We start from the raw sequence: 12599 nt of genomic DNA on the forward strand, positions 1-12599 counted from the left end.
GCCCAACGGAGCTCGTACGCACCGGGGAAACGGCGCGAGGAGAAGCGGAGAACGCCGCGATGTGCGATCGTCACAGTACGGTCTAACCGAACACATTCGCACGCGCATCGAAGGAGATCGCCGTGGATCCGACCCCGCCGCCACGGTTCGCGCTCGCGCGTCGCGAGCGCATCATGGACGAGCTGCGGCGCGTCGGATCCGTTCGCGTGTCGCAGCTCGCGCGCGAGTTCGCGGTGGCCGAGCTGACCATCCGGCGCGACATCGGCGCGCTCGCCGACCGCGGTCTGCTCACGCGCGTGCACGGCGGGGCGACGTTGCGCAGCCGGCTCGACACCTCGGTGCCGAGGGCGGCGCCGACCTCGGGCCCGCCGCGGTTCCGCGTCGGCATGGTCGTGCCGTCGCTGGGCTATTACTGGCCGCACATCATCGTCGGCGCGCGGGCAGCGGCGACGGATGCCGGTGTGCAGCTCGTGCTGCGCGGTGCGAGCTACTCCCCCGCCGACCAGCGTCGCCAGATCAGCTCGCTCGTGGAGTCCGGCACGCTGCACGGCCTCATCGTCGCTACCGAAACCCAGGGGCCGGAGGGCTCGGCACTGCTGCAGTGGCTGGACGCCCTGCCCATCCCCGTCGTGCTGGCCGAGAGACGCGTGCCGTCCGTGCTCGCACTCACTCGGCTGGAATGGGTCACCACCGACCATGTGTTCGGCGGGTCATTGGCCGCGAGCCATCTTGCGGCCCTGGGTCATCGTCGCGTCGGTCTTCTGGCATCCCCCGGCTCGCCGACCTCGTGGCAGCTCCGCCGCGGCTGGGTGCGGGCGCTCGACGAGCTGGGCATGGCCAGCACGTTCGATCTCGACACCGCGCTCGACACGCTGGACGGAGGCGCCCGGGAGCGCGCGATCGACGGTCTGCTGCAGACCTGTCGCGACACCGGCACGACGGCGGTGCTCATCCACTCCGATCCGCAGGCCGTGCTCCTGCAGCAGCACGCGCGCGACCACGGCTGGTCGGTGCCCGACGACCTGGCGGTCCTCGCATACGACGACGAGGTGGCCGAGAGCGCCGAACCGCCGATCACGGCGCTGCGGCCCCCGAAGCCGCAGGTCGGTCGACTCGCGGTCGAGACCATGGTGGGCCGTCTCACGGACGGCCCGCGGCGGCCGGTGCAGCGCACGTACGTGCTGCCCGAGCTGCGCGTCCGCGGCTCCACCGCCCGTGCTCGAGACGCAGTGCCGGCCGCGCCTGAGCCGGCGAGCGTGGCGACGGGTTGAGGGGAGAGCGGTGCCGATGGCCAATGTGCTGTTCTGTCCGGTGACCTTCAATCTCGCCGAGACCACCCGCATGATCCAGGTGGCGCGCGCCCTGGATCCGGCCCACACGCCGGTCTTCATGGGCTACGAGGACGACTTCGTCTCCCTCATCGTCGAAGCCGGCTTCGAGTACCGCGCGTGCGCACCCGCCTGGAGCCGCGAAGAACGGGATCTGGCCGTCGCCTTCGACCAGGGCCGAGCGCTGCGCAGCCCGTTCACCCGCGAACTGGTCGCCGCGCGCGTCGAGGTCGAGCGACGCCTTATCCGCGAGTACCGGTCCCCAGTCGTGGTGACCGGATCGAACGTCACGTCCTTCCTCTCGGCCCGGGCCGAACACGTCCCGCTGTTCTATCCGGTTCCCTTCGCCCTCACCCGCGCCCAGGTCGCCCAGACGAGGCGCATGGAGTTCATCCGCGGTGACGGCTGGATCGCCCGCGCCGCCGATCGCGTCGCGACGAGCGCCTTCCGCTGGATATACGACGGCGCTCCCCTGGCGCCGCGCGCCTTTCGTCATGTCGCCCGCGCGAACGGTGTGCCGCCGCTGCGCACCGTCGCGTCGCTGATCACCGCCGACCGCAACCTCGTCACCGACATGGCGTGGGAACTCGACGGCTTCCGCCTGCCGTCCGGCTTCGAGCGAGTCGGGCCCATCTTCGCCCACCTCGACGCGCCGCTGCCGGCCATCGTCGCCGAGCTGGCCGCCGCGCAGCAACCGCTCGTCTACCTGGGCCTGGGCTCCTCGGCCAGCCGACGGGTGGCGCTGGACGCGGCCCACGCGCTCGCCACTCTGCCGGTCAACGTCATCGCCCCGATCCGCCACTACCTCGAGCCGGGCGATGCGCTGCCTCCGAACATCCACGTCGTCGATCTCGTCCCCGCACACCGGCTCGGAGGGCTCGTCGACGCCGCCGTCCTGCACGGCGGGCAGGGAACGGTGCAGACGGCCTGCGCCACCGGCATCCCCTTCGTCGGCATAGGGCTCCAGCCCGAGCAGACCTGGCACGTGCGCATGTGCGAGCGACGGGGCAATGCCATCGCCGTCTCGCCGCGGCGCGTCCGCAAGCCCGAGTTCCTTGCGGCGGTCCGCCGCGTGCTCACCGACGAGCGCATCCGGGATGCCGCGAGCGAGGTCGCAGCCGCGTACGCGGGTGAGGACGGCGCCGCGGCATCGGCCCGTCTGATCGAGGCGGCGATCGCCCGAGGGTGAACCGGATCAGGCGAGCGGTTCGGCAGCTTCCCTCGCCGCACGCGACGACGAGCGCACCGCGCCGATGCTCGCCGCGATCACCAGGGCGATGCCGGCGACCTCGAGCCACGTCATATGCTGGCCCAGGAATACGAAGCCGGCCACGGCCGCCGTGGCCGGCGCGAGGCTCATCAGAATGGCGAACGCCGCGGCTGGGAGCCGGCGCAGGGCCACCAGCTCGAACGCATACGGGATCGTCGACGACAGCAGCGCCACCGCGGCACCGAGCGCGACGAGCTCGATCCGCAGGAGGGCGGCTCCGGCATCCGCGATTCCGAGAGGAAGAGCGAGGACCGCGCCGACCGCCATCGCGAGTGCGAGGCCGTCGAGCCGGGGGAAGGCGCGGCCCACCCGTGCCGATGCGAGGATGTAGAACGCCCAGCTCGCCGCCGCGCCCAGGGCGAAGACGACTCCCAGCGGGTCGAGGCGATCCCATCCGCCGCCACCCAGGGCGATGACGCCCGCGAGCGCCACCAGCGCCCACAGCCATGCCGAGGCGCGGCGGCTCGCCACGATCGACAGCACCAGCGGACCAAGCACCTCGATCGTGACGGTCACGCCCAGGGCGAGGCGCTCGAGGGCGAGATAGAACAACGCGTTCATGACGGCGAGCACGACGCCGAACAGGACGACACCCGACCAGTCGGCCCGGGAATGTCCGCGCAGAGACGGGCGGGCGATGAGCAGCAGCACCACCGCCGAGAACACCAGGCGCAGCATCACCATGCCGAGCGGTCCCACCGCGGGGAACAGCAGCACAGCGAGCGACGCGCCGACCTCCTGGCACGCGAGACCCACCACGACGAGCGCGATCGCCGGCGTCGTGCCGGCGCGACGGCTCAGCGGCGTCACGGCCGCGTCACTGCGGTGCGGGAGGCGTGCACACCGCCGCGGCCGCGATCGCGTCGCGATACTGCTCCGGCGTCCACGGCAGGCCGGCCTCGGGCATCTCCTGGCCCTCGGCCGCCGGAGCCTTCGATGCGATGGCGGCAAGCTGCCATGCCAGGTACGCGCCGACCGCTCCGTCGGCGGCGGAGTTGTTGAGCACGACGGCGACCGTCAGCCCGCTGTCGGGATCAGAGAACGCGGCGGTGATGTAGCCGGGGACCTTGCCGAACTGACCGACGAGCGGTCCGGCCTGCAGCGCCCCACCCGCCGCGGTGTACCAAGATGGCGCGTCAGGCGTGGCGGGCAGCGCATCGGCGAACCGGTCCTCATCGGTGACGATCGCGCCCGACGCCAACGCCTGGACGTAGCGACCGAGGTCGTCGATGTCGGTCACCGCGCCGGCATCCGTGAATCCGATGGTCCACGACGCAGCCGTGAGATCCCGGGGCGCCGCGCAGTCCAGCGGCCCTTCGGCGGTGGGCATCGCCTGCCCGCCGTCCAGGGCGGTGCCGGCATCGAGCGCGCCGAGGTGCGTGGCCTCGAGATCGAGAGGGTCGGTGACGTAGGCCTCGATGAGCTCGGCGGCGCTCCGGTCGGTAGCGCGTTCGAGCGCGAGTCCGAGAAGGACGTACCCGGCGTCCGAGTCGCGATAGGCCACACCCGGTTCGGCCTCGCGCGGCTGCCCGAGACCGAAGCTCGCGAGGTAGCGAGGATCCCACGTGCGCTCTGGATTCGTCAGCCACATGGAAGAGAGCTGGCCCGCGAACGAGCCGATCCCCGACGTGCCGTCGCACAGCTCCTCGAGACTCACCTCTGCGATGTCCGGAACGCCGGCGACATACTGCGCGACACTGTCGCCCAGCTTCACGATGCCCTCGGCGGCCACCTTGTAGAGCACGTCGCACGTCATCGCCCGCGTGATCTTGCCGGCGCGGAACTGCAGCTCGGCGGTGACGTCTCCGCCGTCGGGGCGCTCGGTGCCGAGCCCCGTGACCCAGCTGCCGCTCCAGGGCGCCCATACGCCGACGATCGCGCCGGACGACCCGGTGAAGCCCATGGCCTGGGTCACGGCATCCTGCAGCTGCTGCACCGTCTCGTCGGGGAGCGGAACCTCCGCCTGCGGCGGTGTGTCGACCTCGACGGGCTGATCGATCGAGCATCCCGCGAGCGCGAGCAGGCACGCGACAACGCCGGAGACCGCCGCGACGGCGCGGTGTCTTCTGGAGCGGGTCCGCATTGCTCACCCCCCGGTGATCGTGCAATGAATTCAAACACACCGCGGTGGTCTCTGCCGTCCAGCGGTCCGTAGGGTGTAGGGATGCCGCACCTCTTCGACGACGCCGTGCTGACGGCTGTCCTCGGTCACATGAACGGCGATCACGCCGACGACAACCTGCTGATCGCGCGCGCGTTCGCCGACGGCGTCGACGGCGACGCGATCGTGTCGGCGTCCATGACCGGCTTCGACGGCGACGGCGGGCGCTGGACCGCGATCCTCGCCGACGCCGACACCGACTCCGACACCGACACGGGCGCCGGTACCAGGACCGTCACGGTCGAGGTGCCGTGGCCCGGCGGGCCGATCTCGGAGCGGCCCGCGGTGCGGCGCGAGATCGTCGCGCTGTACGACGAGGCGTGTCGGCGGCTCGGCGTGGAACCGCGCCCCCACGCGTGACGACCTCGAAAATCAAACTTAGGCGCACCTAACCCTTTCGCTACACTGGGCCCATGAGCGACCCGATCCCGTTCTCCGCCGCGCTGCGCGAGCGCTCGAGCCGAGCGCACTCGTCGAGCGAGCACGCCGGCTTCATGAGGGACCTCATGAAGGGCGAGGGCACGCGCGAGGACTACGTCAACCTCGTCGTGCAGCACTGGTTCATCTACGAGGCGCTCGAGCGCACGGCGGGCCGGATGCGCAACGACCCGGTCGCGAAGGTCTTCATCAGCGACAAGCTCACGCGCCTGCCGGCACTCGAGGCCGATCTCGAGTTCCTCATCGGTCCCGACTGGCGCGAGCGCGTCGAGCCGCTGCCGACCACGCGGCGCTATGTCGAGCGCATCGACCAGGTCGGCGCGACGTGGCCTGGCGGCTTCGTCGCCCACCACTACACCCGCTATCTGGGCGACCTGTCGGGCGGACAGTTCATCGGCCGTCTGATGTCGCGGCGCTTCGGCTTCGAGACCAACGGCATCGGGTTCTACCTCTTCCAGGACATCGCCGACCCCAAGGCCTTCAAGGACGTCTACCGTGAGCAGCTCGACGCGGCGCCGTGGGATGCCGCCGAGCAGGAGCGTGTGATCGACGAGGTGTTGCTGGCCTACCGCTTCAACACCGAACTTTTCGACGATCTCGCCGCCGCGAAGGCCGCACACGTCGCCTGAGCGCTCGGTGGCGCCGGTTCCGGGGCCCCGGGACGTTCCCGTCACAGTGGTTCTCCCCGGCTCGGTCCGCCGCGAAACACCAGCCGGTAACGGCGAGTGTTTTCGCACGTGGTGGGCGGCGGGGACGGCCTGGGGATGTCGGAGGCTCCGTCACGCCCTCGGGAGGACGGGGGTGGATGCCTGTGCCCGCACACCCGCCATGAACCGCTGCACGTCGGGGTCGACCTGGATGTCGCGGGGCCGCAGCGGCCGCGACAGGTACAGCCCGTCGAGCGACGTGAGCCGCGACAGTGCGACGTAGGTCTGCCCCGGGGCGAACGCGCCCGAACCGAGGTCGATGATCGCGCGGTCGTAGGTCTTGCCCTGCGACTTGTGGATGGTGACGGCCCATGCGAGCCGCAGCGGGAACTGCGTGAACTCGGCGACGATGTCGCGCGTGAGCTGCTTCGAGCCGGGGTTGTATGAATAGCGGTATTTCTCCCACACGGCCGGCTCGACGTCGAACTCCTCGCCCTCGACGTCGACCCGCACGCTCTCACCGGCGATGCGGGTGACGGTGCCGATCGTGCCGTTGACCCACCGCGGCGGCTCGCCGAACGACCCGGTGTCGTTGCGCAGGAACATCACCTGTGCGCCCACCTTCAGCTTCAGCTCGATGTCGGCCGGGTAGGCGGCATCCCCTCGTCCGAAATCCCCGCTCACATCGGCCATCGCAGTCTGCTCGCGCCCGACGAGCTCGTTCAGGTGACGCCGGTTGATGTTGTTGACGATGTCGTTGCGGGTCGCCAGCGTGATGATCGGATGCTCGCCGTCGGCAGGGTCCGGCGGCGTGCGGGCGCCGGTGTCGTTGAGCACTTGCGCGATGTCGGCCGTGACCCGCCCGTACCGCACGGCGTTCAGCATCGACTTGAACACGGGATCGGACTGCCGGTGGATGTCGACGAGCTCGCGGATGTGCAGATCCGCGCCGTACGAGCCGACATCCAGGATGCCGTCGGTGGCGGTCTCGCCCACCCACACCTTGGCGTCGAAGAACCAGAACGAGCGGTAGTGGTCGCGCACGTAGCGCAGTTCGTCGCCGCGCGGCGGCACGGGAGCCAGCTGGTACGGGTCGCCGAACATGACGATCTGCGTCCCGCCGAACGGCTCGCCGCGGCGTCCGCGGGCGTGCCGCAGGGCCCGGTCGATCGCGTCCATCACGTCGGCGTTGACCATCGAGATCTCGTCGATCACGAGCGTGTCGATCGCGTTGAGCAGCTTGCGCGTCGCGTCGTTCTGCGGCTCGTCATGGGAGCCGATGATGCCCAGCGGCAGCTTGAACAGTGAGTGGATCGTCTGGCCCTCGACGTTCAGCGCGGCCACGCCGGTGGGCGCGCACACCGCGATCTGCTTGGAGGTGTGCCACGCGAGGTGCTGCAGCAGCGTGGACTTGCCGGTGCCCGCGCGTCCCGTGACGAAGACGTGCTCGCGCGTGTCTTCGATGAGCCGGAACAGCGCCTCCTGTTCGGCCGACAGCGCGACGGCGGCAGAAGGAGGCGGCGTGGTCACCGATTCATGCTAACGACCGGATGCCGGGGTGCGGGGCTCTTGGCCCCGATCGGTGGACGGAACCCGCCGATCCGGGGATCGGGGCGGCAGGACGATGACGCACACGAGCTTCCCGGCATCGGCTTCCTAGACTGGTCGCGTGGATCAAGGGGCGGTGGACACGGATGCGGGGCGCGCGGGGGCACCTCGATTGCCCTCGGCGACGGCGCCGGCGGCCACCCCTCCCTCGGTCGCTGCGGTGATCCAGCCGCCGCGCAAGCGGAGGCGACGCGCACGGCTGGCCCTGGATCTGGTGGCCCTCGGCATCGTCGGCCTGCTGCTCGTGGCGGCCGTCCCTGCCGCGTGGGGCGCGCTCGAGCGGCAGTTCTACAGCCCTGCCGCGTTCGTCGAGCGATACGTCGCCATGCTGGCCGACGGCGACGCCGCCGAAGCCCTCGCGGTTCCGGGCGTGACCGTGAGCTCCGCCGAACTCGAAGCCGCCGGCCTGCCCCCGACCGCCGACGAGGCCCTGCTGCGCGAGGCAGCGCTCGCCCCGCTGCGGAATGCGCGCGTCGTGGGCGCAGAGGAGGACGGCGACATCACCCGCGTCACCGTCGAGTACGACGCACGCGGCTACCCCGGGAGCACCACGTTCGAGGTCGAACGCGACGGCTCGATCGGTCTCGCGCCCACGTGGCGCTTCGCGACCAGCCCGCTCGCCGTCATGAACCTCCAGGTCGCGGGCTCGATGACCTTCGACGTCAACGGGTTCACGATCGACAAGCGTCAGGTGTCGCCCGACGGACCGGATGCCGATCCCATGGCCCCCGTGCCGCTGCTGGTGTTCTCGCCCGGCCTCTACTCCGTCTCGGTCGACACCGCGATCTCGAGCACCCCGGGCGTCGCGGTGCTCTCGGACATCCCGTTCGATGCGATCCCGGTGCAGGTGCAGGCGCAGGCGACGGACGAGTTCGTCGCCGTCGTGCAGGAGGAGGTCGAGAAGTTCCTCACCTCGTGCACTACGCAGGAGGTGCTCCAGCCGACGGCCTGCCCGTTCGGGTACTTCGTCCAGGACCGCATCGATTCCCTCCCGAAGTGGTCGATCGCGCAGCAGCCCACCGTCGAGGTGGTTCCCGACGGCGCCGGCTGGAGAATCACCCCCGCCGAAGCGGTCGCGCACATCGACGTCGAGATCCGCTCGCTCTTCGACGGCAAGGTGCGTCCCGTGAGCGAGGACGTCCCTTTCATCGTCAAGGGGTCGATCACGGTCCAGCCCGACGGCCGGGTGTCGATCGTCGTCACAGGCCCCGACACGCGGTAGGCCCCTCGCCTCAGCCGCCCGTGCGGGCGTCGCGTTCGGCGAGTGCGGCCAGGCGCTCGTTGTAGGCCTCGAGCTCGGCATCACCCGTCCGGTCCGCGTGCCGGTCGCTGCGCTTGGTCTCTCGCGCGTCGCTGCGGCTCCACTGGATCGCGACCGTGATCGCCAGGATCAGAGTCGGGATCTCGCCGATCGACCACGCGACTCCCCCGCCGGTGTACTGGTCTTCCAGCGGCGTCGCTCCCCACGTGCGCCCCATGGAGCCGAACCACTCGGCGACCATGAGCCCCTCCTGCATCATGATCGCGATGCCGAAGAAGGCGTGCATCGCCATGATTGCGATGAGCAGCACCAGCCGGCCGGGGTAGGGCAGCCGGTACGGCACCGGGTCGATGCCGATCAGGGTGAGCACGAAGAGGTACCCGGTGAACAGGAAGTGCGCGACCATCCACTCGTGGCCGAGGTGGTCGTACAGCGACCAGCGCAGCAGATCGGTGTAGTAGAACACCCAGAGTGAGCCGATGAACAGCCCTGCCGCGACGAACGGATTGGTGAGGATGCGTGCGACCGGCGAGTGCACCGCCCACAGGATCCACTCGCGCCCGCCGCGGGTGCCGTCGTCGCGCTTGCGGATGGCGCGCGCCGCGATCGTCACGGGCGCGCCGACGACCAGCAGCAGCGGGATCGCCATGGTCAGAAGCATGTGGCCGACCATGTGCATGCTGAACAGGTAGTCCTGGTAGACGTTGACCACACCGCCGGTGACCCACACCAGCAGCAGCCAGCCCGAGACCCACGCGATCGTGCGAGACAGCGGCCACGCGTCGCCGCGGCGGCGCAGCCGGTACACTCCGGCGAGGTAGAAGAACACCGCGAACCCCGCGGCGATCGCCCACAGCAGGTCGATGTTCCACGCCGTGAGCCAGCGCTCGGGCGTGAGTTCCACCGGCAGCGGTGCGCCGGTCAGTCGTTCCGCCGGCGACAGTTCCTCGGGCAGCAGCGTCACCGCGGGCGGGGGAGTGCGGGCCAGTGCCGCAGCCGCACCGCTCGCCGCACCCATAAGCACGAGCTCGAACGCGATCAGGGTCCAGAAGGCACGGGATGCCGCATCCGAGTCCAATCGGCCGATCAGGCGTGACCGATACCAGGCGCCGAACAGGCCTAGTGCGATGAGGGCGACGATCTTCACGCCCAGGATCGCGCCGTAGGGCGACAGCAGTGCCGACCACTCCTGCAGGCCGATCGCGGCGCGGACGGTGCCCGAGACCGCGACCACGGCGAAGGCCGCGAGCGCGATGCTCGAGTACCGCGCGACGGTCGACGGCAGATGGTCGCGGGACTGCAGCGGACGCACGATCACCAGCAGGAGCAGCCCGCCCAGCCACACCGCCGCGGCGATGATGTGCAGGATCAGCGCGGTCATGGCCTCGTGGTGGAACGCCTCTTCGCCGGAGTGGCCCTGCGTGCCCATCGGTACGAGCGTGGCCGCCGCGAGGATCGCGACGAACAGCGTGGCGGTCCACGACCTCATGGCGAAGGTCAGCACCGTGAGCGCGGCGCCGGCGATCGTGGTGATGAGCCACGTGCGGCCGCCCTCGAACTCGACCAGATAGCGGCCGAGCAGCGCACCGAACTCGGGGCCGGCGTCGATCGCGGGGTTGTACGCGGTGACGAAGGTGAGAAACCCGGTGGCCGCCGAGGCGAGGGTGAAGATCGCGGCCGAGATGGATGCCGCATCGAGGGCGATGTCGAACTCGCGGTCGCCGGCGCGCAGGGTGAACAGCGCCGTGACAAGCACGCCCACCATGCCCGCGGCCGAGAGGTTGACGAACAGCTTCGCGACCGGAAGTCCCCAGCGTGCCGCCGGCCCCGGGTCGCCGATCGCGAGCGGCGCCGCACCGCCGCCGAACGCCAGCGCCCACACCAGGACGATGAGCGCGGTCGCAACGAGGATCGCTGGACCCACGGCCCGCAGCACACGGGTCGAGCCCACACGTCCGGAGGCTCCGCGCGGCGCGTCGGCAGCGCGTGCAGTGGGCGTGGGAATCACGCGTTCCAGCCTACGTCGCCCGTATCTTGCCCCCGGTCGTTGAGCGAGCGAGGGACGAGCGAGACGAAACGCATCGAACCAGCGCCTGCGTCCGGGCCGTTCGTCTCGCTACGCTCGCTCGACGTGCGGGAAGGCAGAAGGGGGATGCCGCGGGTCGCGGCATCCCCCTTCGAAAGGTCTGTCGGACTACTTGACGGCAGCCTTCAGCTTCGAGCCCGCGGTGACCTTGACGCGCTTGCCCGCGGGGATCTTGATCTCTGCGCCGGTCTGCGGGTTGCGGCCCGTGCGAGCCGACGTGGCGACCTGCTCGAACGAGAGCCAGCCGGGGATCGAGACCTTGCTGCCCTTGGCGACCGCCTCGGAGACGGTGGAGAAGAGGGAGTCGAGCACGCTCGAGACGGCGGACTGGCTCTGCCCGGTCGCGCTGGCGATGCTCGCGACGAGCTCGGTCTTGGTGATGGACTTGTCAGCCATTTGGTTGTCCTCCAAAGACGACTCATCGCCGTCTTGTCATTGCTCGGACCGGACGGCATCGCCCCCCGGCTGGTCTGATGGACCGGTCCCGAATGTACCCGACAACGCCGACAAACCCGCGTATTTCCGCGGTTTTCTGACGATCGATACGGCGTGTCGTGTGACCAGAGTGACAAATGTTACGAAAGTGGCCTGCGCATCGTCGCTCGCGCCCATGGCCGGGTCACGCGTGCAGGCGGCGCAGGGCCGTGACGACGTCTTCGTGCCAGCGCCGCGCGGCCGGCAGCACCCCGGTGAAGATGGGGGTGTCATGCGTGACACCCTGATACCGCACGACGCTCGCATCGACCCCGGCCCGGCGCAGCGCGGCGCCGTATGCGTCGCCGTCTCCGCGCAGCGGGTCGTACTCGGCGGTCAGGATGACAGCGGGCGGAAGACCCTCGTGCGACGAGGCGAGCAGAGGCGACGCGTACGCCTCGCGCGCCTGTCGCGGGTCGGCGAGGTAGGTGCGCGCCACCGAGCGCAGCTCGCGCAGGGCGATGAGGCTCGGGATGCGGAGCGCCCGCGTCGCGCTCAGGTCGAGGCTGCGGCCGGTGAGGTCGACCACCGGCACCTCCAGCACCTGCAAGAGGAGCGGACGCGCGGCCCGATCACGGTTAGCGAGCGTGAGTGCGGCGGCGATGTTCGCACCGGCCGAGGTGCCCGCCACGCCGATCCGCGCGGCGTCGATCCCGAGGTCCGGTGCCTGCGCGAAGAGCCACGTCAGAGCGGCGTACGCCTGCTCGACCGGCACCGGATAGCGGTGCTCGGGTGCGAGTGCGTAGTCGACGGCGACGATCGCGACGCCCGCGTCCAGCGCGCGGCGGCGGTGTGCGGCATCCGTCGTGGGATAGTCGATGCCGCCGATGCGGAACGCGCCCCCGAAGAAGGTGAGCGCTGCGGGCACGGGGCGGGCATCGGTGCCGTCGCTACCACCGTCGCGGGGCGGTTCGGGGTAGTAGATCCGCACGCGGAACGGGGGCGCGCCGTCGGGTGCGAGGCGGTGCTCGGTGGCGCGCACCTTCGGGCCCGGGGTTCCCACGGTCTTGAGCTCGCGACGATCCCAGGCGAGGGCGGCTTTGCGATGCTTCGCACGCGCGCGCGACCGGGGACCGAGGGCCGGTCCTGAGCCGGCTTGCGGCGTCCCGGTGCCGGTCGGTGCCGGGAGGTCCGCGCTCTTCACGGCGGCGGCGGGCGCCTTCTCGGCGGCCGCGACCGCGGCCGGCCCCGCGGACCGGGCGAACGGCCACAGCGCGGTCAGTCGCGCGCGGACGTTGCCCAGAGCCCTGTCGATCAGGTACTTGCGGTGCGTGCGCAAGCGCTCGTCGAAGAACGGGTCCAGCGGCATCCGATCACCCCCACTCG

General features: G+C 70.7%; 11 protein-coding genes. 5 read left to right on the top strand and 6 right to left on the bottom strand.

Annotated features, from left to right (window positions below; translation table 11 throughout):
• Positions 1–122 precede the first annotated feature (122 nt).
• Together K0817_RS16865 and K0817_RS16870 are read left to right on the top strand one after the other, a co-directional pair.
• Positions 123–1271: a substrate-binding domain-containing protein gene (locus tag K0817_RS16865; RefSeq protein ID WP_253735470.1), complete on the top strand. Its 1149-nt coding sequence runs from the start codon at positions 123–125 to the stop codon at positions 1269–1271.
• 16 nt (positions 1272–1287) lie between these two features.
• Entirely contained in the window at positions 1288–2517 is a 1230-nt protein-coding gene (locus K0817_RS16870) for a glycosyltransferase (RefSeq protein WP_253735503.1), read from the top strand.
• Positions 2518–2523: 6 nt separating this feature from the next.
• Here K0817_RS16870 and K0817_RS16875 read toward each other — a convergent pair whose 3' ends face one another.
• Together K0817_RS16875 and K0817_RS16880 are read right to left on the bottom strand one after the other, a co-directional pair.
• Positions 2524–3399, bottom strand: a complete 876-nt coding sequence (locus K0817_RS16875; RefSeq protein WP_219983141.1) for a DMT family transporter — start codon at positions 3397–3399, stop codon at positions 2524–2526.
• Positions 3400–3415: 16 nt separating this feature from the next.
• Positions 3416–4681: a serine hydrolase domain-containing protein gene (locus K0817_RS16880; protein WP_219982859.1), complete on the bottom strand. Its 1266-nt coding sequence runs from the start codon at positions 4679–4681 to the stop codon at positions 3416–3418.
• Positions 4682–4762: 81 nt separating this feature from the next.
• Between K0817_RS16880 and K0817_RS16885 the strand changes: the two genes are divergently transcribed.
• Both K0817_RS16885 and K0817_RS16890 read left to right on the top strand, forming a co-directional pair.
• The gene (locus tag K0817_RS16885; RefSeq protein WP_219982860.1) at positions 4763–5119 is read left to right on the top strand and encodes a DUF2470 domain-containing protein; all 357 of its coding nucleotides are present in this window, start codon (positions 4763–4765) and stop codon (positions 5117–5119) included.
• A 53-nt stretch (positions 5120–5172) separates the two neighbouring features.
• Positions 5173–5826: a heme oxygenase (biliverdin-producing) gene (locus K0817_RS16890; protein ID WP_219982861.1), complete on the top strand. Its 654-nt coding sequence runs from the start codon at positions 5173–5175 to the stop codon at positions 5824–5826.
• A 150-nt stretch (positions 5827–5976) separates the two neighbouring features.
• Here the strand turns inward: K0817_RS16890 and K0817_RS16895 are convergent, their stop codons facing one another.
• On the bottom strand, positions 5977–7374 hold the full coding sequence (locus tag K0817_RS16895) for an ATP-dependent RecD-like DNA helicase (RefSeq protein WP_219982862.1): 1398 nt from the start codon (positions 7372–7374) through the stop codon (positions 5977–5979).
• A 139-nt stretch (positions 7375–7513) separates the two neighbouring features.
• On the opposite strand from K0817_RS16895, the gene K0817_RS16900 reads away from it, so the two are divergent.
• The gene (locus K0817_RS16900) at positions 7514–8674 is read left to right on the top strand and encodes a hypothetical protein (protein WP_253735471.1); all 1161 of its coding nucleotides are present in this window, start codon (positions 7514–7516) and stop codon (positions 8672–8674) included.
• A 10-nt stretch (positions 8675–8684) separates the two neighbouring features.
• Here the strand turns inward: K0817_RS16900 and K0817_RS16905 are convergent, their stop codons facing one another.
• The 3 genes from K0817_RS16905 to K0817_RS16915 form a co-directional block, all read right to left on the bottom strand.
• Positions 8685–10664 carry a cytochrome c oxidase assembly protein gene (locus K0817_RS16905; RefSeq protein WP_219983143.1) on the bottom strand — a complete coding sequence of 660 codons (1980 nt, stop codon included), beginning with the start codon at positions 10662–10664 and terminating at the stop codon, positions 8685–8687.
• A 243-nt stretch (positions 10665–10907) separates the two neighbouring features.
• Positions 10908–11195, bottom strand: a complete 288-nt coding sequence (locus K0817_RS16910; protein WP_219982863.1) for an HU family DNA-binding protein — start codon at positions 11193–11195, stop codon at positions 10908–10910.
• 223 nt (positions 11196–11418) lie between these two features.
• Complete coding sequence (locus K0817_RS16915; RefSeq protein WP_219982864.1) at positions 11419–12582, bottom strand: alpha/beta hydrolase; 1164 nt, start codon at positions 12580–12582, stop codon at positions 11419–11421.
• Positions 12583–12599 lie beyond the last annotated feature (17 nt).

It is taken from the genome of Microbacterium sp. HD4P20 (assembly GCF_019449275.2).
Taxonomy (GTDB): Bacteria; Actinomycetota; Actinomycetes; order Actinomycetales; family Microbacteriaceae; genus Microbacterium.